This window comes from Cupriavidus necator N-1 (genome assembly GCF_000219215.1).
Taxonomy (GTDB): domain Bacteria; phylum Pseudomonadota; class Gammaproteobacteria; order Burkholderiales; family Burkholderiaceae; genus Cupriavidus; species Cupriavidus necator.
In genome coordinates this window covers 318,650-342,413 of the sequence record NC_015727.1, presented here as the reverse complement: position 1 = coordinate 342,413, position 23,764 = coordinate 318,650, and the positions used below count along the sequence as shown (strand labels likewise).

18 protein-coding genes and 3 pseudogenes are annotated in these 23,764 nt (G+C 63.8%); 14 read left to right on the top strand and 7 right to left on the bottom strand.

Features of this window, described 5'->3' with window-relative positions; translation table 11 throughout:
- Nucleotides 1–8 precede the first annotated feature (8 nt).
- From CNE_RS31715 to CNE_RS31690, 6 genes and pseudogenes are all read left to right on the top strand, one after another.
- A complete protein-coding gene (locus CNE_RS31715) occupies nucleotides 9–1,268 on the top strand; it encodes an IS256 family transposase (protein ID WP_013952233.1) in 1,260 nt (419 codons plus the stop codon).
- Between the two features lie 78 nt (nucleotides 1,269–1,346).
- Nucleotides 1,347–2,150, top strand: a pseudogene (locus CNE_RS31710) (IS630 family transposase); the annotation flags it as partial.
- A gap of 23 nt (nucleotides 2,151–2,173) precedes the next feature.
- Nucleotides 2,174–2,731: pseudogene (locus tag CNE_RS31705) on the top strand (IS630 family transposase); the annotation flags it as partial.
- Nucleotides 2,732–2,743: 12 nt separating this feature from the next.
- Nucleotides 2,744–3,043: a hypothetical protein gene (locus CNE_RS39780; protein WP_013958816.1), complete on the top strand. Its 300-nt coding sequence runs from the start codon at nucleotides 2,744–2,746 to the stop codon at nucleotides 3,041–3,043.
- 218 nt (nucleotides 3,044–3,261) lie between these two features.
- Nucleotides 3,262–3,564, top strand: coding sequence for a type II toxin-antitoxin system HigB family toxin (locus CNE_RS31695; RefSeq protein ID WP_013958815.1), 303 nt, complete (start codon nucleotides 3,262–3,264; stop codon nucleotides 3,562–3,564).
- Entirely contained in the window at nucleotides 3,564–3,914 is a 351-nt protein-coding gene (locus CNE_RS31690) for a helix-turn-helix domain-containing protein (protein WP_013958814.1), read from the top strand. The genes CNE_RS31695 and CNE_RS31690 overlap by 1 nt, the downstream gene beginning before the upstream one ends.
- A gap of 187 nt (nucleotides 3,915–4,101) precedes the next feature.
- Here the strand turns inward: CNE_RS31690 and CNE_RS31685 are convergent, their stop codons facing one another.
- From CNE_RS31685 to CNE_RS31670, 4 genes are read right to left on the bottom strand one after another with little or no spacing between them, the layout of a single operon-like run.
- A complete protein-coding gene (locus CNE_RS31685) occupies nucleotides 4,102–5,130 on the bottom strand; it encodes a tripartite tricarboxylate transporter substrate binding protein (protein WP_013958813.1) in 1,029 nt (342 codons plus the stop codon).
- A gap of 43 nt (nucleotides 5,131–5,173) precedes the next feature.
- Nucleotides 5,174–7,645 (bottom strand): CaiB/BaiF CoA-transferase family protein, encoded by a 2,472-nt coding sequence (locus CNE_RS31680; protein ID WP_013958812.1) that lies wholly within the window; start codon nucleotides 7,643–7,645, stop codon nucleotides 5,174–5,176.
- A gap of 43 nt (nucleotides 7,646–7,688) precedes the next feature.
- Nucleotides 7,689–11,006: an acetyl-CoA carboxylase family protein gene (locus CNE_RS31675; RefSeq protein ID WP_041228995.1), complete on the bottom strand. Its 3,318-nt coding sequence runs from the start codon at nucleotides 11,004–11,006 to the stop codon at nucleotides 7,689–7,691.
- A gap of 55 nt (nucleotides 11,007–11,061) precedes the next feature.
- Nucleotides 11,062–12,612, bottom strand: coding sequence for an acyl-CoA carboxylase subunit beta (locus tag CNE_RS31670; protein ID WP_041228994.1), 1,551 nt, complete (start codon nucleotides 12,610–12,612; stop codon nucleotides 11,062–11,064).
- Nucleotides 12,613–12,788: 176 nt separating this feature from the next.
- Between CNE_RS31670 and CNE_RS31665 the strand changes: the two genes are divergently transcribed.
- The 8 genes and pseudogenes from CNE_RS31665 (at nucleotide 12,789) to CNE_RS31630 (ending at nucleotide 20,186) form a co-directional block, all read left to right on the top strand.
- The gene (locus CNE_RS31665; protein WP_013958809.1) at nucleotides 12,789–14,552 is read left to right on the top strand and encodes a sigma-54 interaction domain-containing protein; all 1,764 of its coding nucleotides are present in this window, start codon (nucleotides 12,789–12,791) and stop codon (nucleotides 14,550–14,552) included.
- A 391-nt stretch (nucleotides 14,553–14,943) separates the two neighbouring features.
- Nucleotides 14,944–15,560 (top strand): annotated as a pseudogene (locus tag CNE_RS31660) (tyrosine-type recombinase/integrase); the annotation flags it as partial.
- Between the two features lie 400 nt (nucleotides 15,561–15,960).
- Nucleotides 15,961–17,139 (top strand): PDDEXK nuclease domain-containing protein, encoded by a 1,179-nt coding sequence (locus CNE_RS31655; protein WP_013958806.1) that lies wholly within the window; start codon nucleotides 15,961–15,963, stop codon nucleotides 17,137–17,139.
- Between the two features lie 232 nt (nucleotides 17,140–17,371).
- The gene (locus tag CNE_RS31650) at nucleotides 17,372–17,608 is read left to right on the top strand and encodes a type II toxin-antitoxin system Phd/YefM family antitoxin (protein ID WP_013958805.1); all 237 of its coding nucleotides are present in this window, start codon (nucleotides 17,372–17,374) and stop codon (nucleotides 17,606–17,608) included.
- On the top strand, nucleotides 17,608–17,985 hold the full coding sequence (locus CNE_RS31645) for a type II toxin-antitoxin system VapC family toxin (protein WP_013958804.1): 378 nt from the start codon (nucleotides 17,608–17,610) through the stop codon (nucleotides 17,983–17,985). The genes CNE_RS31650 and CNE_RS31645 overlap by 1 nt, the downstream gene beginning before the upstream one ends.
- Before the next feature lie 101 nt (nucleotides 17,986–18,086).
- A complete protein-coding gene (locus CNE_RS31640; RefSeq protein ID WP_013958803.1) occupies nucleotides 18,087–19,388 on the top strand; it encodes a tyrosine-type recombinase/integrase in 1,302 nt (433 codons plus the stop codon).
- 177 nt (nucleotides 19,389–19,565) lie between these two features.
- The gene (locus CNE_RS31635) at nucleotides 19,566–19,796 is read left to right on the top strand and encodes a hypothetical protein (protein WP_013958802.1); all 231 of its coding nucleotides are present in this window, start codon (nucleotides 19,566–19,568) and stop codon (nucleotides 19,794–19,796) included.
- A 6-nt stretch (nucleotides 19,797–19,802) separates the two neighbouring features.
- Complete coding sequence (locus tag CNE_RS31630) at nucleotides 19,803–20,186, top strand: type II toxin-antitoxin system death-on-curing family toxin (protein WP_013958801.1); 384 nt, start codon at nucleotides 19,803–19,805, stop codon at nucleotides 20,184–20,186.
- 330 nt (nucleotides 20,187–20,516) lie between these two features.
- On the opposite strand, the gene CNE_RS31625 is transcribed toward CNE_RS31630, so the two are convergent.
- From CNE_RS31625 to CNE_RS31615, 3 genes are all read right to left on the bottom strand, one after another.
- Nucleotides 20,517–21,671, bottom strand: coding sequence for an IS110 family RNA-guided transposase (locus tag CNE_RS31625; protein ID WP_013958800.1), 1,155 nt, complete (start codon nucleotides 21,669–21,671; stop codon nucleotides 20,517–20,519).
- Between the two features lie 719 nt (nucleotides 21,672–22,390).
- Nucleotides 22,391–22,918, bottom strand: a complete 528-nt coding sequence (locus CNE_RS31620) for a tryptophan 2,3-dioxygenase family protein (RefSeq protein ID WP_013958799.1) — start codon at nucleotides 22,916–22,918, stop codon at nucleotides 22,391–22,393.
- A 114-nt stretch (nucleotides 22,919–23,032) separates the two neighbouring features.
- Nucleotides 23,033–23,740, bottom strand: coding sequence for an NUDIX hydrolase (locus tag CNE_RS31615; protein WP_013958798.1), 708 nt, complete (start codon nucleotides 23,738–23,740; stop codon nucleotides 23,033–23,035).
- Between the last annotated feature and the right edge of the window lie 24 nt (nucleotides 23,741–23,764).

Genomic DNA, 23,764 nt, shown 5'->3' with positions numbered 1-23,764 from the left:
GAGCATGTATGCCACGCAAGACGAAAACCAGCCAAGCCGCAGACCGTGAGCTGCCGGCCATTCCCGAGGACCTGATCGCCCATTTCGTGAAGGGCCCCATGACCGCCGAGGCGGTTCAGGACGCCTCGATGGCGTTCAAGAAGGCCCTGATCGAGCGCGCCTTGGGCGCCGAGCTCGGCCATCACCTGGGCTACCAGCCGGGCGCGGAGCGCCCGGCCGGCACGGCCAACCAGCGCAACGGCAAGAGCGCCAAGACCGTCCTGACCGAGGATGGCCCGCTGAGGGTGGACATCCCGCGCGACCGCGATGGCAGCTTCGATCCGATCCTGATTCCCAAGCACGAACGGCGCTTCACCGGGTTCGACGACAAGATCATCGCCATGTACGCCCGTGGCATGACCGTGCGCGAGATCCAGGCGTTTCTGGCCGAACAGTACGGCACCGAGGTCTCGCCCGAGTTCATCAGCTCGGTGACCGATGCAGTGATGGACGAAGTCACTGCCTGGCAGGCCCGCCCGCTTGAGGTGATGTATCCGGTCGTGTTCTTCGACGCGCTGCGGGTCAAGATGCGTGAGGACGGCGTGGTGCGCAACAAGGCCGTCTACCTGGCCTTGGGCGTGCTGCCGGACGGCACGCGCGACATCCTGGGCCTGTGGATCGAGACCACCGAAGGTGCCAAGTTCTGGATGAAGGTGTTCAACGACCTGAAGACCCGTGGCACCCAGGACATACTGATCGCGGTGACCGATGGTCTTAAGGGCATGGAACAGGCCCTGGCCGCGGTGTTCCCGAACACCACGCTGCAGACCTGCATCGTGCATCTGATCCGGAACAGTTTGGAATACGCCAGTTGGAAGGAGCGCCGGGCCGTGGCTGCGGCGCTCAAGCCCGTGTACACCGCGCCCACCGTGGAGGCTGCGCTGGCCGAGCTGGCGGCCTTCGAGCAAGGGGAATGGGGCAAGCGGTACACCCCGATCGCCGCGTCCTGGCGTCGCGCGTGGGACCAGGTGATCCCGTTCTTTACGTTCCCGCCGGCGATCCGCAAGATCATCTACACGACCAACGCGATCGAGAGCGTCAACGCCCAACTGCGCAAGATCATCAAGACGCGGGGTCACTTCCCCAGCGATGAAGCGGCGACCAAGCTGCTGTGGCTGGCCCTGCGCAACATCACCGGGAAGTGGGGCAGTTCAACGCATGACTGGAAGGCTGCCATGAACCAGTTTGCAATCCTCTACGAGGAGCGCTTCACCCATCCACATCGTTGAGATAATACTGGCTCACCGGTCGAAATGACGATGAGCCTTTAACTGCCCTGCACACAAAAAAACTGACAGGCCCGGGCGCCGAGGACCATCGCTGACGCACAGGTCGATGCGATTATTGCCAAGACGCTCGAATCCGTGCCAGCCGGGGCTACTCACTGGAGCACGCGCAGCATGGCTCGCGCGGCAGATCTGTCGCAGTCGACCGTGACGCGTATCTGGCGCGCCTTTGGGCTGCAGCCGCATCGACAGGAGACCTTCAAGCTGTCCAGCGACCCATTGTTCGTGGAGAAGGTGCGAGATATCGTGGGGTTGTACCTCGACCCACCGCTCAAGGCCATGGTGTTGTGCGTTGACGAGAAGAGCCAGATTCAGGCGCTGGACCGCACGCAGCCTATTTTGCCGATGGCGCCAGGCATCCCCGAGCGACGCACGTATGACTACATGCGCCATGGCACGACAACGTTGTTCGCCGCGCTGGACATCGCCACAGGAAAAGTTATCGGTGAATTGCATCGCAGACATCGCAGCAGTGAGTTCCTGCAGTTTCTACGCACGATCGAAGCCAACGTGCCACCCAAGCTCGATGTGCATCTCGTCATGGACAACTACGGCACGCACAAGACGGCGTCGATCAAGGCTTGGTTCGCTCGCCATCCACGCTTCCATGTTCATTTCACACCGACCTCCGCCTCGTGGATCAATCAGGTGGAGCGCTGGTTTGCAACCATCACCGAACAATACATCCGGCGCGGCTCGCATCGCTCAACCCGACAACTTGAGCAAGCTATCCGCCAATACCTTGACCTGAACAACGCCAACCCCACGCCTTTCGTGTGGACAAAGTCCGCCGATGACATCCTCGCCAGCATCAAGCGATTTTGTCTACGAATTTCTGACTCGGGACAGCGCCTCGGAGCGCGGTGGTGCTCAGTATCGACGAGAAGACCGGCATTCAGGCCATCGAACGTAAGCACCCGGGACGGGCACCCACGCCGGGGCGACTGCGTCGTCGTGAATTTGAATATATTCGTCACGGCACCCAGGCGTTGATCGCGGCGCTTGACGTGCATACCGGACAGGTGCTGGCAGAATGCCGCGACCGACGCACTCAGGACGATCTGGTGGCTTTCATGGAGCGCGTGGCGACCGCGTACCCGGGCAAACAGGTGCACGTCGTCTGGGACAACCTCAACACGCACTGCGCCCAGGCCGTCTGGCAGGCGTTCAACGCGCGGCACGATGAGCGGTTTCACTTCCACTTCACGCCGTTGCACGCAAGTTGGGTCAATCAGATCGAACTCTGGTTTGCCCGCTACACGCGCCGGGTGCTGCGCCATGCGAGCCACACCAGTATCGCGCACCTGCGCGAGCGCACCGAGCAGTTTGTCCGCGCGCACAATCAGGCGGCACGCCCGTTCAAATGGAGTTTCCGGGGCTATCCGCTGCAAACCGGCGCATCGTAATCGAGGATCGACATGCCAGCTTTACCCGCCAAACATTACGCTGCCGAATTGCAGCGGCAACTGCGCAGCCTGCTCGGCCACGAGCAGATCATCACGCAAGCTTACGGGCGTCACCTGCTGATCAAACGTCTGGACGACGAGGAGCCGACCGTGGTGGCTCGGCTGACCGAACTCGGCCGCAATCGTTATGGTGCCGCCTTTCGCACCCATAGTGGGCGTTGGGAACCGTTGCCAGGCGCAGGCTCGCTCGACGAAATGGCAGAGCCGGTCGTCACGCTGCTGCAGCCGTATTTGCAGCCCGATAATTATTGAAGCTACTTAGGGGATGTTGTACTAGTTGCCCTAACAACGCCGCTTGCGGAGTGCTGATTGGCCAGCGTTCTCCTCCTTCTCAGTCCGAGGGCTTCTGGCCGAGATTCGCAAATATCTTAAGCTCCACATATTTGCGAATAGCGGACCCTCAATCGCCCCGAGATAGACAGACCTCCCAAAATGGGAGTAAAATCCTCCCAAAATGGGAGAACCAAAGGATGCGGATCATTGCGCGGCGGACGCTGCGAGAGTTTTGGGAGAGCGACCCCGCGTATGCGGATGCGATATCACCCCTCACGGAGTGGTATCGCCACATGGAGAAAGTGACATATGCTACACCGCAGGATGTGAAAGCGGAACTACGGACAGCCAGCATCCTCAAGGGTGGTCGCGTGGTGTTCAACATCGCCGGGAACAAGTATCGCTTGATCCTGGCTATCGACTATGAACGCCAGATCGGGTGGGTCCGTTTCGTTGGCACCCATGCCCAATACGACAAAGTTGACGCGGAGAGCGTGTGATGGATATCAAGCCCATTCGTACCGAACTAGACTACGACACCGCCATGGATCGCATTGGCCAACTGTGGGGCGCGCCGGTCGGTTCGCCCGAAGGCGATGAGCTGGAAGTCTTGTCGATCCTCGTGGAACGCTACGAGGAAGAGCATTACCCTATTCCGCCATCCGATCCGGTCGAGGCCATCAAGTTTCGGTTGGATCAGCAGGGCCTCACCACGCGCGATCTTGAGCCGTTCATTGGCTCCAGTGGCCGCGTGTCTGAAGTATTGAACCGCAAGCGCAAGCTCAGCCTGAGCATGGTCAAGCGCTTGCACGATGGCCTGCGCATCCCCTACGAAAGCCTGCTGTCGTAGGCGCGCGGGCACCAGGCAAACGGCAGAGGCGCCCGCCGTTCTCCATGTGTGCACTTTACCCAGAAATTTTCCGTCCGACGCACACGCTGCAATCATCGCCGCACGGGTGGAGCGGCCACTACGGGCTGGAGCGGCCGGGACTCCCGCACGCCGATGCGGGTGATGTCCCAACCGCCCGCTTGCCGGGTCAATCCAGTGTGATGCCTTCGCGCTGGATCACCGCCGTCCAGTTGACCTCTTCCTTTTCCACACGCTTCGAGAAGTTTGCCGGATCGATCATCACGACATCGCCTTGCTGGCCCAGAGCTGTCTTCGCCTTGCCGTCTTCGAGAAGCCCCTGCGTGACCGAATGAAGCCTCTGGACAATCTGCGGCGGCGTGCCGGCCGGTGCCAGCATGCCGATCCAGAAGGTCACGTTGAAGGGCGAGATACCAAGCTCCTCAAGTGTCGGCACATCCGGCAACTGCGTCATGCGCTTCGATGCGCTGACCGCAAGGGGCTTCAGCTTGCCCGCCTTGATCTGAGGCAGCGCCGTCCAGGTATCGAAGGCAGTGTCCAGCTCGCCGCTGATCACGGCCAGCTGCGCCTGCGCCGCAGACTTGTACGGTATGTGCGTGGTCTTGATCTTCGCCCGGTTGTTCAGCATGGCAAAGCTCAGATGCGCGATATTACCCGGCCCGGCCGAGCCATAGCTAACCTTGCCGGGATGCTGCGTCGCATAGCGTACGAGTTCCGGCACAGTGCCGACCGCGTTTTTCTGCGACCAGTCCGGATTGGTGACGAGGATGAATGGCGCTTCAAGGACCAGGGTGACCGGCGTGAAGTCCTTCGGCGAATAAGTGCCCTTCTTATAGATCTGCGGGTTGATGGTGATGCTGCTGGAGTTCGTGACCAGCAACGTATACCCGTCGGGAGCGGCCCTGGCGGCCTCGCCGACGCCGATCAGTCCGTTAGCTCCTGCCTTGTTTTCCACGACCACGGGTTGGCCGAGGGACTTGCTCAGGCGCTCCGAAAGAATCCGCGCCACGGTATCCGTGAACGACCCGGCCGGAAACGGGACAATCATCCGGATCGGCTTGCTGGGCCAGCCGGTACTCTGCGCCGCAGCCGGCGCGGCCATCGTCGTGGCCAGGATGCCCAGCGCGGCTGCCGCCATGCTGAATTTGCCGGTCTTTGCGCTTGCCTGACAGCGTTGAATCCATGTCGGTTTGTTCATGTCGTCTCCGTATCGTAATAATGGTGTCCTGAATACTCACTTCCTATGGCATTTCCTTCGCGCGCTTTGGCTTCGCGACGGTGCCGGTGATGCCCTGCCGCTCCAGGCTTGCGACCTGGTCTGTGCTAAGTCCAAGGACGCGGCTCAATACCGCTTCGGTGTGTTCGCCCAGCGTCGGCGCGACATGGCGGATTGGCACGGGGTCCGGCCCGGTCCTGAACCATGCAGTGCTGGATGTGTAGGTGCCGATGTGGGCGCGCTCGACTTCACGCCAGAACCCGCGCGCGCGCAGGTGGGGGTCCTGCAGCACCTGCGACATGGGCCGCACCACGCCGGAGGCGATCCCGGCCTGTTGCAGCAGCTGCATTGCCGCCTCAGCGTCCCGGACCACGCACCAGGACGTGATCGCCTGCTCGATCCTGTTTTCCTCGGCCCGCCGTCCCGATGCCTGCGTCAGCCGAGGATCGGTTGCGAGGTCTGCCCGGCCGATCGCCCGGCACAGCGCGGGCCAGTCCGCATCGGTCACCGTTAGCACGATCCACGCATCGTCGCCTGCACAACGGAAGCACCCATGCGGGGAATGCATTGGATGGCGATTGCCCTGCCGCGGCGATACGGCGCCGGAGATGGATTGCTCCAGCATGAACGGCGCGGCCATCGGTAACATGGCCTCCACCTGCGACAGGTTGATGTGCCGCCCCTGCCCGGTCGCTTGCTGGGCAAACAGCGCAAGCAGGATCGCCGCGCCGCCGTTCAGGCCGCCGATCGGGTCGCCATAGGCGTACGACGTCATGGCCGGCGGACCATCGGGGTGCCCTGTGTATAGCGGCAGCCCGCTGGCCTGCTCGAGCGTGCCGCCGTAAGCGCGGGTATTGCTCCACGCATTGCCAAGCCCGAAGGCCGGCATGGACAGCATCACCAGCCGTTCGTTTCTCGCGCGCAGTGCTTCGTAGTCCAGCCCCAGCTTTGGCAAGACCTCGGCGGAATAATTTTCGATGACCGCGTCAGCGCTTTCGACCAGCTGCAGTAGCACCTGCTTGCCTTCGGGGCGTGTCAGGTCCAGCGTGATCCCCTGCTTGTTGCGGTTCATCAGGTTGAAGTTCGAGTTCTTCTCGTACAGCCTGTCCCGATAGAACGCTTCGGTGAAATTGGCGCCGCGCCACCAGTCGGGATAGCCGGTGCTTTCGACCTTGATGATCTCCGCGCCAAAGTCGGCCAGCGTCCGCGCCGCAAGCGGCCCCGCCCAGCCCATCGTCAGATCGACCATGCGGAGACCTTGCAGCGGCAAGCGTTCGCCGGCTGTTCGCTTGAGGCTCAGACGCGGGCGATGATCCAGTCCCGAGGTCCGATAGTGCAGGTCATGCGCGCCCTTCGCCGGCGCATTGCCGCCGGGCAGCGGACCCGCCGCATCGAGGCGTAGCGGCACGACCGGGCCTTCAAACGATGCGTCGCCCACGCCGACCGGCACGAAGGCGCCCCGCTGCCGATGCACTTCCTGGCCCAGCAGGGTCTCCATGGTCGGCACGATCACGGCGGGATGCTTCTTGTCGCCCAGGATCTCGAACCACTGCCGGGCCGTGCGCGCCAGGAACGCAGGCATAAGCAACGCGTCGATTTCGTCCGCGCGTGCCATCCGCTCCGGGCCGCTTGCGTAGCGCGGATCGTTGCCCAGTTCCGAACGTCCGATAGCCTCGCACAAGCCCTGCCACTGCGGCAGGGTGTGCGTAAAGATGCCGATCCATCCTTCGGCAGTCTGGTAGATGCCGGCCGGATGCGTGCCGCAGAACCGGTTGACCCCAAGGCGCTGGAGCGGGTGGCGCCTGTCCTGCACCATGCCCGCTTCCATCTCGACCACGCTGAAGATGGATTCGTGGGCACTCAGCACATAGCGGCGGCTGCCCTGCCCGCGCCCGATCAGCGCCGCGACGGCGGCCGAGAATGCGCTCAACCCGAACACGATCGCCGACTGCACGTCGTGCGGCATGTGTGGCGGCCCGTCTGCGGGGCCGCTGCCGTGCACGGCGCCGGCAAGCCCGCGGCACACTGCTTCGGCGCCTGCGTAGTGGCTGTACGGCCCGCTCTCGCCGAACCAGGTGAGTGCCACCTCGATCGGCTCGTGCCCGCTAGTTTCGTCGGCCGCCCGCTGCCAGAGCGGCGTGCCGAGAATGCCGGGGCCTTCAGTCAGGGCACGGGCATCCAACACCACGTCGCAGGTGCGCGCCAGCTGGGCCAGCCATACGCCGTCCTCGGCGTTCCCGTCATCTGCGGTAACGCTGCGCTTGTTGGTGTTCAGCCACGCAAATAGTGCGCTTTCCGGCTGCGCTGCATCGGCAATGCTGACCAGAGGCGGCATCTGCCGCCACGTATCGCCAGCCGGGCTCTCGACCTTGATGACTTCGGCGCCGAAGTCGGAAAACAGCTTGCCCGCGTACGCCAGCGCCGGCCCGCTGCCGACTTCGAGCACGCGCAACCCGCCCAGCGCCAGCTGCGCCGGGTCAATACCATGCTTGATCATGGAAGCCTCCTGGCTCTGTGTATGGACTCGTCAGGCACGGCGCTTACCATGCATCGATGAAGCCGCGGCGCTCCCTGCGGCTGCGCAGTTCCGCGGAGGCGATGCCCTGTGCGATCCACTTCCGTGTCTGCGCCGGGTCGATCACCGCGTCGATCTCGACCGCGGCCGCGGTGTTGATCGCGTGGCCGCGCTCGTAGGACTGGGCCACAAGCCTGTCGAACAGCGCCTTGCGCTCGGGACCATCCGGTACGGCCTCGAGCTCCTTCTTGAAGCCCAGCCTGACAGCGCCTTCCAGGCCCATCGGGCCGAACTCGCCGGTCGGCCACGACACCGTGAAGCTTGCCGAGCGGAAGCCACCGCCCGCCATGGCCATGGCGCCAAGGCCGTAGCCCTTGCGCAGCGTCACCGCCAGCAAGGCGACGCGCAGCTTGGCAGCCGTCAGGAACATGCGCGACACGTGCCGCACCTGGGCCCGGGCCTCGACTTCCGGCCCGACCATGAACCCGGGGGTGTCGATCAACGAGATGATCGGCAGCCCGTGCGCATCGCACAGCTGCATGAAGCGCGATGCCTTGTCCGCGGCATCCGCATCGATGGCGCCACCAAGGTGATAGGGGTTGTTGGCCATGATGCCGACGGGCTGCCCTTCCACGCGCGCCAGCGCGGTGTGGATGCCCGCGCCGAAGCCGCCGCGCAGCATCAGCACGCTGCCGACGTCGGCGATGCCCTCGATGGCCTTGCGTGTGTCATACACACGCAACCGGTTCTCGGGAACGACATGCCGCAGCGCCAGGGCCTCCGGTGCGCTCCAGTGCGCCACGCGCCCCTGGAACATCGACAGGTAGTGCCTGGCTGCCTGCACGGCTTCGGCCTCGTTGCCGACCAGGATATCGACCACGCCGTTGGCATGCTGCACCGATGCGGGCCCGACTTCCTCGGGGCTGAAGATGCCGAGGCCACCGCCTTCGATCATGGCCGGTCCCGCCATGCCGATGTTGGCCGACTTGTCGGCAATGATGACGTCGCAGCAGCCGAGAAAGGCCGCGTTGCCGGCGAAACAGCGTCCCGAGACAATGCCCACCACCGGCACGTTGCCGCTCAGCTCGGCAAAGGCGGCGAACGACGGCTGGTACAGCCCGGACACCGAAGGGAAATCCACGTCACCGGGGCGGCCGCCGCCGCCTTCGCCAAACAGCACCAGGGGCAGTTCGTCGCGCAGCGCCACCTCAACGATGCGGTCGGTCTTGATATGGTTGCGCTTGCCCTGCGTTCCGGCCAGCACCGTGGCGTCGTAGGCCATCACCGCGCTGCGTGCCCGCTCCTTACCGACCAGTTCGCCGTTGATATTTCCGATCCCCGTAATCAGACCATCCGCCGGGGTGTTGACGATAAGGTCCTGCTGGCTGCGGCGCGACGCCTGCGCGGCGAGCGCCAGCGCGCCATACTCGACGAAGGTATCCGGGTCGCACATGTCGGCGACGTTCTCGCGCGCGGTGCGCTGCCCGCGTGAGCGGCGCCTGGCGACGGCATCGGGGCGCACGGCGTCATCCAGGTAGGCATGCCGGTCTAGCACGCGCTGCAGGTCCGGGCGGATCGCGTTGGGATCGGCCTGCTGGACGGCAGCCACGGAGATGCCATCGGCCTCGAGTTGCTCCAGCACGATCAGCATCTGGTTTTCAGCGGCCAGCGCGCCCGGCTCCAGCCGCAGGTCGACCACGCGCCCGCCGCATGCCGCGACGATGGCGTGCTCCATCTTCATGGCGTCAAGCACCGCGACCGTCTGCCCCGGCTTGACGATCTCGTCCAGCGCGACGCCAATCTCTACTACCCTGCCGGTCAGCGGTGCGCGGATCGCCACCAGACCCTCGCTGACTTCCTCTTCCGGCTCGGCGTGGCGCGGCGCATGCGCGTGCGAAGCGCCGGCCGAGCCGCCCAGCAAGGCTTCCTGCGTGCATCCGGCCTGCGCGATGGCTTGCGCCGATGCGGTCAGTTCCGGCACGATCGCTTCGAAGTGCCGGGTATGGACATCCTGCACGAGGAAATCGTCGCGCTGCACCAGCGCGCGCAGCAGGTTGAGGTTGGTCGGCACGCCGGCGATGCGGAACTCCGCGAGGCTGCGCTGCAGGCGCCGCACGGCCGCGTCGAACTTCGGCGTCGCGCTGCTGACGATTAACTTGGCCAGCAACGTGTCGAAATTCGGCGACGGTTCATAGCCGGCATAGCCATGGGAATCGACGCGGACGTCGGGGCCCGAAGGCGGGTCGAAGCGCTCCAGGCGGCCGTGTGCCGGACGCGCCAGGCCTTGTGCATCGGTCATTTCCGCGTTGATGCGCACCTGGATGGCATATCCCCGCGGTTGCGGCGGGGCAGCGGGGTCCAGGCCGAGCTCGGAGAGCGTCTGTCCTGCCGCAATCCCGATCTGCAACGCGACCAGATCGACGCCGGTGACTTGCTCGGTGATGGTGTGCTCGACTTGCAAGCGGGGATTGGCTTCGATAAAGACAAAGTCCTTCTGCTCGCCGGATTCGGTCTCCTCGACCAGGAACTCGAAGGTGCCGAGGCTCTGGTAGTTGACGCGGCGCGCCAGCCTCAACGCCGCCTTGATGATCTGCTCGCGCAGCTGCGGCTTGAGCACCGGGCTGGGGGCGATCTCCACCAGCTTCTGGAAGCGGCGCTGCAACGTGCAGTCGCGCTCGCCAAGGGCAATGACGTGCGTGCCGTCGCCGGCGATCTGCACTTCGATATGGCGCGCGCGGGCAACCAGCCGCTCGGCGTAGACGGCATCGATGCCGAACGCCGAGCCCGCCTCGGACCGGCAGCGCGCATAGGCTTCGGCCAGTTCTTCGCGCCGACGCACCACGCGCATGCCGCGGCCGCCGCCGCCGCCGACCGCCTTGATTACCACGCCGGCGCCGCCCTGCTTGTCGAAGAAGCTGGCAATTTCCTCCAGCGACGCTGCACCACGTGTCGCCGGCATGACCGGAACGTCGCTGTCGGCCGCCAGTTCAAGCGCTCGCCCCTTGTCGCCGAACAGCGCAAGCTGCTCGACGGTGGGGCCGATAAAGCGGATGCCGGCGTCATGGCAGGCCTGGGCAAAGTCGGCCCGTTCGCTGAGGAAGCCATAGCCAGGATGGATCGCATCGCAACTGGCGGCTTTCGCCGCGGCAATGATGCCTGGGATGTCGATGTATGCAGCCGGCCCGGCGCCGTCGAGGGCAACGGCCTCGTCGGCCAGGATCCGGTGCAATGCGCCCTGGTCGTCCTGCGAATAGACCGCGACGGTCCCGGTCCCGAGATCGCGTGCGGCGCGCAGGACGCGCAGCGCGATCTCCCCTCGATTGGCGATCAACAGCTTCTTCAATGCAGTCTCCTCGTTTGTATTTGGATGTCTGTGGCGTGTCTGGCAGGGGGCTAGCTCAGGGCCGTATGCCAAACTGGCTGGTCCCGGCTTCGCGCAGCGGCGCCGCCAGGTTGGCGAACTCGCACAGCAGCGTGCGGGTCTCGCGCGGGTCGATGATGTCCTCGATAACGAAGGCTTCCGCGCTGCGGAAAGGCGACGTCAGGCTGCGCACGCGCAATTCGATCTCGGCGCGCTTCTGCACCGGATCGTCGGCGCCTTCGATCTCGGCCCTGTAGGCGACGTCGAGACCGCCTTCGATCGGCAATGCGCCCCAGTTGGCGGACGGCCAGGCATAGCGGAAGTTGAAGCGCCCCATGTGCTGGTGGCCGGCTGCCGACACGCCATAGGCACGGCGCAGGATCACCGAGCACCACGGCACCGTGGCCTGGTAGAGCGCCGCCAGCGCGCGCACGCCGTAACGCATGATCCCTGCCTTCTCGGCTTCAAGGCCAACCTGGAACCCCGCAGTATCGACCAGGTTGACCACTGGCAGGTGGAAGGCCTGCGCCATGTCGACGAAGCGCGTGAATTTCTCGGCGCTGGCGCTGTCCCAGCTGCCGCCATGGAAGCACGGATCGCTAGCGATCACCGCCACCGGCCAGCCGTCCAGGCGAGCGAGCGCGGTGATGACGGCGCAGCCCCAGCGCATGCCGATCTCGAAGAAGGAATCCGCATCCACCAGCGCCTGCACGATGGGCCGAATCTTGTAGTCGGCCCGGCTATCCCGCGGGATTGCCGACAGCAGCCACTCGTCGCGGCGCGCCGGGTCATCGCCTGGTTCGCGCCGCGGCGGCAGTTCGAAAACAGAAGGGGGCAGATAGGACAGGAACTGGCGCGCGCGCGCGAAGGCCTCCTGCTCGGTTTCCACCTCGTCGTCGACCACCCCGTTACGGGTGTGGATCTGGCTGCCGCCCAGCTCGTTCTTGCTCAGTTCCTCGCCCACGCGGGCCACCACCGATGGCGGACCCTCGTTGAATAGTTGCGAGGTTTCCCTGACCATCACCGAATAGTGGCTGGCGGCCACGCGTGCCGCGCCCATGCCCGCAACGGAGCCCAATGCCAGTGACACCACCGGCACCACGGACATGTTCTCCACCACGTGTTGCCAGACCTTCATGGTGGGGATCAGGGTGTGGCCCTTGATCTCGATATTGCGCACAGAGCCGCCGCCGCCGGTGCCGTCGACCAGACGGACCATCGGCAAGCGCAGGTCGTGCGCCATCTTTTCGGCGTGGATCAGCTTGTCGCCCACTGCGCCCTCGTTGGCACCGCCGCGCACGGTGAAGTCATCTCCAACCAGCACCGCCGGCCGCCCGCCGACCTCCGCGCGGCCCATCACCAGGTTCGACGGAACCAGGTCCAGCAGCCGCCCGTTGCTGTCATAGCGGCCGCTGCCGGTCAGCCCCCCGACCTCGCGGAACGAGCCGGGATCGGCCAGCGCATCGATGCGCTCGCGTACCGTCAGCTTGCCGGCCGCCTTGTGGCGTTCCACCTTGCCTTCGCCGCCCATCCGGGCGGCAAGCCGCCGACGGTAGACCAGTTCATCGATTTCGGGCTGCCAGCTCACTGTCCTCTCCTGTGTCTTTGTGCGGTACATGCGTCGCCAACACTCCGCAGGAGCCGTGCCAGCCACAGGACGCGCAATCAGGCATTGATTTCATTGAATAAATCGTTGGCCGCCGTTAGGATGTCCGCTATGAGTACACAAACGTGTCCGCACCAAGGGCACGCAGGGAAACATAAATGTCCGCAACGACGACACAAGACATAAACGGGATCGCGCTCGGCGTGCTGGTTTGTTCTCGCGACGGCTCCACGGTAGCGGCAGTCGGAGCCTGTAGCGATCCCGCCATTGCCGACGCGGCGGTCACTGCCTGCGCCCACGCGAAGGCACCGAGCCAGGGCCGCAAGCTTTTCCCCGTCGAGGCGGGCACCCGGCGATTCATCGGCCTGTGCCTGGAAGACGACGACCACCGGCTGATCCTCCTGCATCGCGCCGACACACAGGCCGTGCTGCTCGACTTCCTGGGCACGGTGCCCTTCGCCGGCGCGATCCTGGACTACTTCCTGAACGACCCGTACCAGGCCATTACCGTGGTAGACAAGGAGGGACGGGTGCGCTTCATCAGCCCCGTCCATGAGAAGTTCCTGGGCCTCGACACCGGTGCCGGTATAGGCCGCCCGGCGGCCGAGGTCATCCCCAATTCGAGGCTGCCGCAGGTGGTGGCCAGCGGGAAGGCCGAGATCGGGCAGTTGCAGCAACTCGACGGCGTCACCCGCGTGGTCAACCGCATGCCGATCCGCCAGGACGGCGAGGTGGTGGGCGCCATCGGCCAGGTCATGTTCAAGGGGCCCGAAGCCTTGGTCCGCATGCACAAGGAACTGGTCGAGCTACGTTCGGAAGTGGCGCGCTACCAGCGCGAGTTCGATCATCTGCGCGACGGCTTGCACGAGCGGCAACCGACGTTCGGCCTGATCGGCGAAAGCGCGCCGATGCAGCGCCTGCGCCGCGAAATCCAGACCGTGGCACGCCTTGACGTGCCGGTGCTGATCCTGGGCGAAAGCGGCACCGGCAAGGAACTGGTGGCCCGCGCCATCCACGGCGCCGGGGCCGCGCCGGCGAGCGTACGTCCGCTGGTCAGCCTGAACCTGGCTGCCCTGCCCGCCACGCTGATCGAGTCCGAACTGTTCGGCCATGCGCCCGGCGCCTTTACCGGGAGCCAGCGGCAAGGGCAGGCGGGCAAGCTCGAACTGGCAGCGGGCGGCACGGTCTTTCTCGACGAGGTCGCCGACATCCCGCTGGAGATGCAGGTCAAGCTGTTGCGCGTGCTCGAAGACCATATGGTCGAACGCCTGGGCAGCCGCCGCTCGCAGCGGGTCGACTTCCGGCTGGTCTCGGCCACCAACCGCGACATTCCCGAGCTGATCGACGCCGGGCGTTTCCGCCTCGACTTGTACTACCGGCTCAGCGGCGTGGTGCTGCGCATCCCCGCGCTGCGCCAGCGGCGCGAGGACATCCCGGCGCTGCTGCAGCATTTCGTCGACGCCTTCTGCGCGCGCAACGCCATGCCGGCGCCAGACGTCGACCATGACGTGGCGCGCTACCTCGCCAGCCAGCCATGGCCCGGCAATGTGCGTCAGCTGCGCCAGCGCATCGAGGAAGCACTGGTCTTCTGCAATGGACGGACGCTGCGCGTGGCGGACTTCGCACGCGGCGAATCGGCGCGAACGCTATCGGGGCTGGAAAGCCAGCCCCCGGTGCCTGCGGCCGAACAAGCGTATCCGCACGAGACTTTCGCGGCGAACGACCCGCCATCGCCCGCTTCCGCGCCTCGATTAACAAGCGAGCCCGCCGCGGGCATGAGGGAGCTTGCCTATGCCGCGGTGATGGACGCCGTCGCGCGCCATGGCGGCAACAAGAAGCGCGCAGCCGAGCAACTGCGGATCTCCCGCTCGCACCTGTACAAGATCCTGGAACGCGGTCCGCGCGCATCGGGATCGAAATAGGGAAAGCGCGCGAGCAGCTGCTCGGCGTCACCGAGAACCCGCACCGAAGTTGTCGTCGGCACTCCGCTTTGGCGCTTTCCCCAGCGCATGGTAGTGCCCGGCGCCCCTGAATAAAGGCCAGCATGGCACTGGAGACATAGACGTCGCGGCGCCGTATGAACAGCGTTTCCACACTGGATATTTATATGGAGCATGCCGGTCCGGTGGCATTGTGGGATCCCACCGATCCGAGCGTTCCGACTGATGCGCCGAAGCGTGTCATGCAAGGTCGAAGGCGCGGCGCATCGCCGGTAGTGGCCATCAGCGATAGCCGTCGCGCTTTATCTGGAAGTGCCAACCGAGCTCAAGGGATGATCTTTCGCTCGCACATCGGCCGCAGCTTGGCACCGACACCACCACTGAGCGCGAGCGCCTGCATGCGGCGCGCTGCCGCTGGCTGCTGACCGTGCTCTACCGGGGGGGGGCTTGCGCGCGGCCGAAGTCACCGGCACGGCGATGGGCGCGTTTTTTTTCCGGCGTGATGCCCAGGGCGTCGAGCGCTGGTGGCTGGAGGTCACCGGCAAGGGCAACAAGACCCGGCTGGTGCCGGCCACCGACGAGCTGATTGCCGAACTCGCGCGCTACTGCCGCGGCCACGGGCTGCCGCCCACCCCGCACCCGGGAGAAACGCGCCCGCTGCTGCTACCGGTGATCGGCCGTGAGACGGGTGGCGACAAGGCCCTGTCACGCGGGGCGCTGCACCTGATCCTCAAGGAAGTGTTCGGCATGGCGGCCGAGCGGCTGCGGGCGCGCGGGCCCGAATGGGAGGCGCAGGCCGCGGTGCTCGCCAGCGCCTCGGCCCACTGGCTGCGCCATACCGCCGGCTTGACCGACCAGCAGGTCGACCTGCGCTTTGTGCGCGACAACTTCGGCCATGCCTCGATCGCGACCACTAGCGCGTACCTGCACAGCGAAGAGGATGCGCGGCACCGGATCGGTTGGGGCACCTCCAACAAGGAAAGCCCTTAATTCGGAGAGATTCGGGTCGTCCTGTTCGCTCAGCAAGCCAACCAGACAACCTTCCTTGGCAGCGAATGCGAGCCATTAGATGTCCCACATTGATACAATCAATCGCGATTCGATTATCGACTGAGAGAGAATGATGACAAGGGTGGCCACACCCGAATGCGCGATAACCGCAGCGAATTCAGCACGCCGGGCAAGGTCGACGACGGGAAGACGGCATCACTGCCCCCATCCGTAAACAAGGAACATCCACTCGCGGAGCCGGCGGGCTGCAAAGCCCGAACGCCAAGACCGGCCTCGAGTATGCCGACCCGAAGGATCCGATCGCTCGGATGCGCGGCTACATTGCGGAGGTGGCGCGCCTCTTTGGCGATGACGATGAACGGGTGAACGAGGTGCAGGCATGAGCGAACTTATTCCGGCCCGTGCCGACTACGGCAGCATGCACGGCGACATCGTCGCGCTGCTGGAAGACGCCCGTCGAGCCGCGGCGCGAAGCGTCAACGTCCTGATGACTGCCACCTACTGGGAAATTGGCCGCCGCATCGTCGAGTTTGAGCAGGGCGGGCAGGACCGCGCTGGCTACGGGCAAGCCCTGCTCAAGCGGCTCTCGGCTGATCTCTCGAGGAGGTTCGGGCGAGGCTTCTCGGAGCGCAATCTGGAACAGATGCGACTGTTCTACCAAGCTTGGCCCATCGACCACATTTCGCAGACACCGTCTGCGAAATTGCCCACCGCCCGAATTTCGCAGACACCGTCTGCCATTTCCACTGGTGACGAGATTTCCAAAGCCTTGTCCCGGAATTCTCTCGACCTGTCGGAGCTGGCCAAAGCCTTCCCGCTGCCCTGGTCTGCGTACGTCCGACTGCTCTCGGTGCGCAATGAGATGGCGCGCGGATTCTACGAAACTGAAGCCCTGCGCTGCGGCTGGTCGGTACGGCAACTTGACCGACAGATCAATAGCCAGTTCTACGAACGCATTGCCCTGTCACGCAACAAGGCCGCCATGTTGCAGAAAGGCGAAGTAGCCGAAAGCGTCGAAGTCATCACACCCGAACAGGCCTTCAAGGACCCGCTCGTGCTGGAATTTCTCAATCTGAAGGACGAGTATTCCGAGTCGGACCTCGAGGAGGCGCTAATCCAGCACTTAGCCGACTTCCTCTTGGAACTGGGTGACGACTTCGCCTTCGTCGGGCGTCAGCGCCGTCTACGCATCGACGACAGCTGGTTTCGCGTCGATCTGCTGTTCTTCCACCGCCAGCTCAAATGCCTGCTGGTCATCGACCTCAAGATCGGCAAATTCAGCCATGCTGATGCCGGCCAGATGCACATGTACCTGAACTACGCCCGCGAGCACTGGATGAAGCCGGGCGAAAACCCGCCCGTCGGGTTGATCCTGTGCGCGAGCAAGGGTAGCAACGAGGCGCACTACGCGCTGGAGGGCCTGCCGAACAAGGTGCTGGCCGCCGAATACCAGACCGTGTTGCCTAACGAGAATCTGCTGGCCGCGGAACTGGCCAGGACAAGGCAGGAGCTGGAGGCACGCCTTGGCCGGCTAAACGACGCAGGAAGCGGCGAGTGAATGCGCGGCCCCGAACTTCATTATCCGCATACCGAAGCAAAAGTGGGTCTTCCGCAATTTGTGTGACGACGACGACCTTGCGTTGGAGGATGTTTTAGCGTGGAACGGGGTCGCCTCCATGGTCATCAAAAATGGTGGTGTCTCCAGCAGGACAAGGCAGGCCGCGGGCAACCGGACCTCTTGCCGAACGTAATGGACTAAACTAGACTAAGTTCATTCTGAGGAGAAGACCATGCGGACGGTGAACATTCATGAGGCCAAAACGCACCTTTCGCGGCTCATCGAAGAGGTGGCGGCAGGCGACGAGGTCGTGATTGCGAAGGCGGGCAAGCCGGTGGTCCGGATCGTGCCGTTCGCAAAGCCAAAGCCCCGACGACGCCTCGGCGGGCTGCAGGGCAAGATCCGCACGGCGGATGACTTCGACGCGCCGCTCCCGGATGACTTGCTGGCCGCATTCGAGGGACGGTAATGCGCATCCTGCTCGATACCCATGTTTTCCTCTGGGCGGTCACGAATGACCCGAAGTTGAGCCAGACCGCGCAGCAACTGATCCTGGATGCCGAGGAGGTCTTCATCAGTGCGGCCAGCATCTGGGAAATCTCCATCAAGGCGGGCCTCGACAAGATCGAAGTCGATGTCGACGAACTCATCGCTGAAATTACCGCCGCAGGCTTTCGCGAGCTTCCTGTGACGAACACGCATGCCGCCGCAGTGCGTCATCTGCCAAACCACCATCGCGATCCGTTTGATCGGCTGCTGGTCGCTCAGGCGATCACCGAACCATTGCGACTGCTATCGGCAGACGAACACGTCTGGAAGTATTCCGACCTCGTCATTCGGGTTTAGGGTCCACAGAAACTTCGGCAGTGACGGCATAGCAGCCGAGGGGCGGCCCGATTTGACCGCTCCCCCAAGCTCCGCCGATTCCGAAAATACGGCGCCTACTCATGGAATTGCTCCCGCTCCCACCTTTGGACGGCCCGGCCGCCCCGCTCCCCACCGCGCTTCCCATCCCGCTGGAGCGCCTGCGCCTGCCTCCGGCACTGTCCGGCGTCGCCGGCAGCAACCGCGCCTCCGCCAACGCCACCCGCATCGCCGCGGCCGACGACCTCGCCGCCGTCACCGCCTGGCTCGCGCGCTATGCCGACAGCGCGGCGACGCTGACCGCCTACCGGCGCGAGGTCGAGCGGTTGCTCCTATGGGCGGTGCTGCAACTGGGCAAGCCGCTATCGTCGCTCACGCACGAGGACCTGCTCACGTACGAGCGTTTTCTGGCCGACCCGCAACTGGCCGCGCGCTGGGTGCTGGCCGGCGGCAAAAAACTCGCGCGCAGCCATCCCGACTGGCGCCCGTTTGCCGGACCACTGGCGCCCCGCAGCGTGCGCCAGGCGCTGGTGATCCTGAACGCGCTGTTCGCCTGGCTGACCGAGGCCGGCTATCTGGCCGGCAACCCGCTCGCGCTCGCGCGCCGCCGGCGCACGCCGACGCAGCCGCGCATCACGCGCTACCTGAGCCACGAACTGTGGGACGCGGTCAAGGAGACCATCGAGGCGATGCCGGGGGCGACCGACACCGCCACCGAGCGCGAGCGCCTGCATGCGGCGCGCTGCCGCTGGCTGTTGACCGTGCTCTATCTGGGCGGCTTGCGCGCGGCGGAAGTCACCGGCACGGCCATGGGCGCCTTCTTCTGCCGGCGCGATGCCCAGGGCGTCGAGCGCTGGTGGCTGGAGGTCACCGGCAAGGGCAACAAGACCCGGCTGGTGCCGGCCACCGACGAACTGATTGCCGAACTGGCGCGGTATCGCCGCGCCCATGGGCTGGCGCCCACCCCGCACCCCGGCGAGACGCGCCCGCTGTTGCTACCTGTAATCGGCCGCGAGGGCCGCGAGCACCGTGACAAAGGCCTGTCACGCGGCGCGCTGCACCTGATCCTGAAGGAGGTGTTCGGCCTGGCGGCCGCGCGCCTGCGCGCCCGCGGGCCCGACTGGGAAGCGCAGGCCGATGTGCTGGCCAGCGCCTCGGCCCACTGGCTGCGCCACACCGCCGGCTCGCACATGACCGACCGGCAGGTAGATTTGCGTTATGTGCGGGATAATTTTGGGCACACGTCCATTTCTACCACCAGCGCCTATCTGCATACGGAGGACGACGCGCGCCATCAGGCCACGCAGGAACGGCACCGGATCGGGTGGGCCGCCCCAGCCGGAACGCCCGCACATGCCGTGGCCGCGAAGGCAACCGGAAACTAAGCGACCTTAGCGCAGGATGCCCTCGTGACGAACCTATTGATCGGTGGAGGGGCAAGCTACGGCGGTCGGTTCGCTATCAACCACGACCAGCAGTTGGCCCCTACCGTCTGAGCGGCGGCAAGTTTTCCCATCTTGCTCTATCATGAAATGTCAAGATCTATCATGCTGGAGCCTGCTATGACCACTGTCGCCCGCGAAAAATTCTCCTCCCAAGCCGCGCCTGAAGTGCTGGCGGCGTTGCGTCAGATTGCCGAAGCGCAGGGACGCCAGTTTCAGGCGGTGCTCGACGAGGCTCTGCGCGACTACATCGACCGCCAGCAGAGAGAACGTCCGCGCCGTCATGTGATGGCGTCGTTCGCGTCCAGCCTCGACGAATTCGACAGCCTGTACCGCGAACTGGCCAAGTGATCGGTGATGAGCGGACGTGACTACCTGACCGTAGCCGATGTGCTCGGAATGCACACCGCGTTGATGCAACGCTATGGCGGCGCGCCCGGAGTCCGTGATCCCGGCGCTCTGGAGTCCGCGCTGTTCAGGCCGCAGACGGGCTACTACGAGGACATCGTGGCCGAGGCGGCGGCGGCGCTCGAGAGTCTCGCCATCAACCATCCTTTTGTGGATGGCAACAAGCGGATCGCCTTCGCTGCTGCCGATGTGTTCTTGCGGATCAACGGCTGGCGCTTGCAGCGTCCGTCGATGCAAATCCACATCGAGATAATTCAGATGTTGGAGTCTGGCACTTTTGACATTGCTCATTTGGAGCCCTGGTTGCGCGCGTTTGCCAGGCCAACGGCGTGATCCTCATGTTGCAGATCGCTTCTATGGGGAATAGTTTGTCAAGTGGCGACAAGCTTTCTACAAAGATTCAGATCATAAAGAGTCCTCGAGGTCGGGCTGCGTGGGCTCGACTAACGTAAGGGGGAGACGGCTGGTGCGCACGTGAGACATCGACGTCTCACCAACTTCTATCCGCCGGTAGTACCGGCCTCATCCTTTATGCGCGTGGCGCCGGATAGTGCAATCCGGGAGATGTGCCCCATCTAATTATCGGCCGCGCTCAGCAGGCCAGCGATCTGCGCGGGCACAACTCATCTCACCCTCGATTGTTTTGCGACATCGCAACTGATGTCATGCCAGTTTGAACTGGGCCCCGTCGGGAATGATGCCTTCCGTTAGGTAACGCCATAGTGCAATCACGAGGCGCCTGGCGAGCGCGACGATGGCAATGCGGCGGGCACGGCGGTTGGGCCCGGTACCTTGGGTGCGTTCGTTGAACCATCGTGTAAGCGCACTGCCAGGCTGGTATCGGAGCCAGCCCCAAGCCATCTCGATAAGCTGAACCCGTACCCGTCGATTGCCTTGCTTGCTAATACCCTGATCGACCCGGCTCTGGCCGCTGTCGTAGGGCTGGGGCACGAGTCCTACGCACGCGCCGAGCTGTCGGCGGTTGCGGAACTGCCGCCAGAACAGTTCGAGCATAAGACGCGATGCACCAATGTCACCCACTCCCCTCAAGCGCTTGAGCCAGGTGATTCGCTCACGTACCGGCTCGGGTAGGCGGTCATGAAGAGTACGCTGGAGATCCTTGAGTTGCTGCTCGGCGAGTTCCAGGCGATGCGATTCACGCAGCAACCGTTCGCGCAGTTCGTCTGGCAACGGCGAGCCGTCGTGGCAGGTCAGTTCGCCGCGAGCGAGCCGCTTGGCGAATGCACGGTGGTCAACCTCGTCCCAACAGCCAACGGTAACAAGCAGTTTGCGCATGCGGTCGCGGTGCTGCATGACTTCCTTCTGCAGTTGTCCGCGATCGCGAATCAGATGACGCGACGCTTCATCCTGCAGAGAGGGCGCACGCACCACCCGCATACGGTCTCGCTCGCCATGTAGCCATGCACGTAGATTGGTGACGAGCTTGATTGCATCGAGGCGGTCCGTCTTCGCACGCCGCTTGTGGCGCTCCACCGGGATGCTCGCGGCATCGACCATATAACAGTCGATGCCGCGCGAGCGCAGCGACCGAAGGATCCAGAATCCGTCCTGTCCAGCTTCGTAGCTCACGACCACACGCACATGCGAAGGCAGCGACCACTTGCGCTTTTGCTGCTCGATCAGATCAAGCACGGCCTGCAGTCGAGAAGCGGCTTGTAGAGCACCGACCGAGTGAACCGCGGGTTGCTCCCTGAATCCGTCGTGAAGTGCAACCTTCCATTGTGCGGCCGACAGTTCGAGAGATACCGCCAGGATGGCGTCTTCAGCATGTAGTTCGGTAGCGTGATCGGCGTTCATGATGCCCTCCATTGAGCGAGCTCGTGCCCCATCAATCCTACTGCTAGCCGTCTTGGCGATTCTTCCCCTACATAGGATCTATTTCTGCGACTGGCGACCACTAATTCTGAGAACGTGGCGTATCAATGGGGCCCCTTGATTTCCGCGTAATTTACCGGGGTAGCCACCCCTAGCATCCATGCGGTTTTCCGGCTGATGCCTGTCTAAAACCCCAACCTAATCAGTCACTTGCTGACTGGTCCTTTTCTCTTGGTTTGGGAATCGACCAGCGCCACCGTCATGGCACGACGATGAGACTCCCGGCCCGCCCCAGGCCCCGCACCCAGCCCCGCGCCTGCCGCCCACCTTCGCCAGTGCTACGCTCCCCAAACCGGTCGTCAAGATGAGTAATCTTTGCAAAGAACCTTATAGAAGGGCTCACCCCGCCGCCTCCAGTTTTCCATGGTCGGCACCAATCTACACTTGGTGCCAATGGAGCGCCTGCCTCGCTCTTTGCGCTGCCAACCCGACTGCTGCAAGCGTTCCCAGATTGCCAGATCGTTAAGAGCGACACTTCGACCGGATAGAGACAACGCGCCGTAACTTGGCTCGCCGCCCAGTTTCACGACTCCAGTCAAGCTGCCGATTGGGTCGCTGGCAGTGAGGCGCAGTATGCCTCATCCGGGGTCTGGTCCGCCAGACTGGAATGGGGCCGTCGTTGGTTGTACTAAGTCAGGTAGTTAATGCATATGCGGGCACGCTGCCGGCGGATCGCCGATGAAGCCGCGCGCCGACCAGAGTTCCGGAAATGGAATTTTATCCATGGTCGGCACCAGCCAGGCGACGCCCTCGGTGCCGAAGTAGGCTGGCCTGTCGCCGAAGGTCCGACGCGTCGCCATCAGGTGCAGGTACTTCCAGGTCGAGGAGCCCTCGGCGATATCGGCCAGCGTCTCTCTGAGCTCCTGAAGTTCGAGGTCGCCGTTCTGGTCGGCGTAGATGTCGCGCCAGACCTTTTCGACGGCTTTTCTTGGCTCGTAGGGCACGCTGAAATCGCGATCAAGTACTGCCACCGGCACCCCAAAGCCGTTGCGATTCAGATAGGAGAGCACGTCGTCATAGAGGCTCGGTTCGGCCAGCGCCTTGTTGAGCTGATCCCGGCGCTTCGCCTGGGGCGGTGGTGGCGGTGAAGGGTGCGGCGGTTGCTGCGCAGCGGTAGTGGGCTCGGCGAGCACGGCGGCGTAGGGCAAGCCCCAGTGCGTGTTCTTCATCGCCCCGGTAGCGGACCTTGAGAAAGCCGAACTGCTTGAAGATGCGAAACGGATGCTCCAGCGTGACGCGGATGCGGGTTTTGACCCGTTACAAAAAATTTAGCACAAGTAATTTCAACGATCAGGCAAGACTCTTTCAAAATACTCGCGTTGAACAGCCGGCAGCTTGAGTCCGGCCAGGTCCGAAGGATATTTCACGAACAGGACTCTCGACAGTTCTGGATCGACCTGATCCTTTAGAAATGTCCCAATCCTTTCGGACACTTCCGCGCGAGACAATTTTAGCCTGGCTTCCTTGAAAAAAGCACAACGCACATCGTTCTCCACCCGGGTCCAGCCATTGGCTAGCTCGAAGTCTTCATGGGTCAGGCCGGTTTCTTCCTTGACCTCTCGAACCAGAGAATGCTCCAATGCCACCGTGCCGTCCTGCAGTACATCATCGTCATTCAACGTTCCGGAGGGGAAATAGCTCAGCCCTGCATTCGAAGTATGCGACGCCATCGTGCCCAGCAGGAAGAAATCATCCGATGTCTTGACTGCCGCAATCGGAAAACACAGTTTCGCGCTCTTGATGGGATGGTTGAGTTCGCGCCACGCCATGAACGCTGCGTAGGACGTCCGGAGCAAATGTACCTCCAGCGAAAGATCGTCACCTGACATATCGTGGGACATCAAGACCGGGCCGTTGAATATCTTCGGCTGACGTTCGGTCAGGAAAGTCCAGATTCTGGAAATATCGGACGAATGCGAAGATTCAAAATCCCAACGAATTCCTGCATCAATCTTCGCCGAAACATGTGAGTGCTTTTGATAAACTTCCATTCAATTTCCTCAGCAAAGTAGTTT

Bases quoted from the DNA above. Each gene is read 5' to 3' on its own strand.
- CNE_RS31615 (WP_013958798.1), bottom strand. From the start codon at position 23,740: ATGGAAGTTTATCAAAAGCACTCACATGTTTCGGCGAAGATTGATGCA.
- CNE_RS31625 (WP_013958800.1), bottom strand. From the start codon at position 21,671: ATGAACGCCGATCACGCTACCGAACTACATGCTGAAGACGCCATCCTG.
- CNE_RS31630 (WP_013958801.1), top strand. From the start codon at position 19,803: ATGAGCGGACGTGACTACCTGACCGTAGCCGATGTGCTCGGAATGCAC.
- CNE_RS39780 (WP_013958816.1), top strand. From the start codon at position 2,744: ATGCCAGCTTTACCCGCCAAACATTACGCTGCCGAATTGCAGCGGCAA.
- CNE_RS31690 (WP_013958814.1), top strand. From the start codon at position 3,564: ATGGATATCAAGCCCATTCGTACCGAACTAGACTACGACACCGCCATG.
- CNE_RS31620 (WP_013958799.1), bottom strand. From the start codon at position 22,918: ATGAAGAACACGCACTGGGGCTTGCCCTACGCCGCCGTGCTCGCCGAG.
- CNE_RS31655 (WP_013958806.1), top strand. From the start codon at position 15,961: ATGAGCGAACTTATTCCGGCCCGTGCCGACTACGGCAGCATGCACGGC.
- CNE_RS31680 (WP_013958812.1), bottom strand. From the start codon at position 7,645: ATGATCAAGCATGGTATTGACCCGGCGCAGCTGGCGCTGGGCGGGTTG.
- CNE_RS31635 (WP_013958802.1), top strand. From the start codon at position 19,566: ATGACCACTGTCGCCCGCGAAAAATTCTCCTCCCAAGCCGCGCCTGAA.
- CNE_RS31645 (WP_013958804.1), top strand. From the start codon at position 17,608: ATGCGCATCCTGCTCGATACCCATGTTTTCCTCTGGGCGGTCACGAAT.
- CNE_RS31685 (WP_013958813.1), bottom strand. From the start codon at position 5,130: ATGAACAAACCGACATGGATTCAACGCTGTCAGGCAAGCGCAAAGACC.
- CNE_RS31715 (WP_013952233.1), top strand. From the start codon at position 9: ATGCCACGCAAGACGAAAACCAGCCAAGCCGCAGACCGTGAGCTGCCG.
- CNE_RS31650 (WP_013958805.1), top strand. From the start codon at position 17,372: ATGCGGACGGTGAACATTCATGAGGCCAAAACGCACCTTTCGCGGCTC.
- CNE_RS31665 (WP_013958809.1), top strand. From the start codon at position 12,789: ATGTCCGCAACGACGACACAAGACATAAACGGGATCGCGCTCGGCGTG.
- CNE_RS31640 (WP_013958803.1), top strand. From the start codon at position 18,087: ATGGAATTGCTCCCGCTCCCACCTTTGGACGGCCCGGCCGCCCCGCTC.
- CNE_RS31695 (WP_013958815.1), top strand. From the start codon at position 3,262: ATGCGGATCATTGCGCGGCGGACGCTGCGAGAGTTTTGGGAGAGCGAC.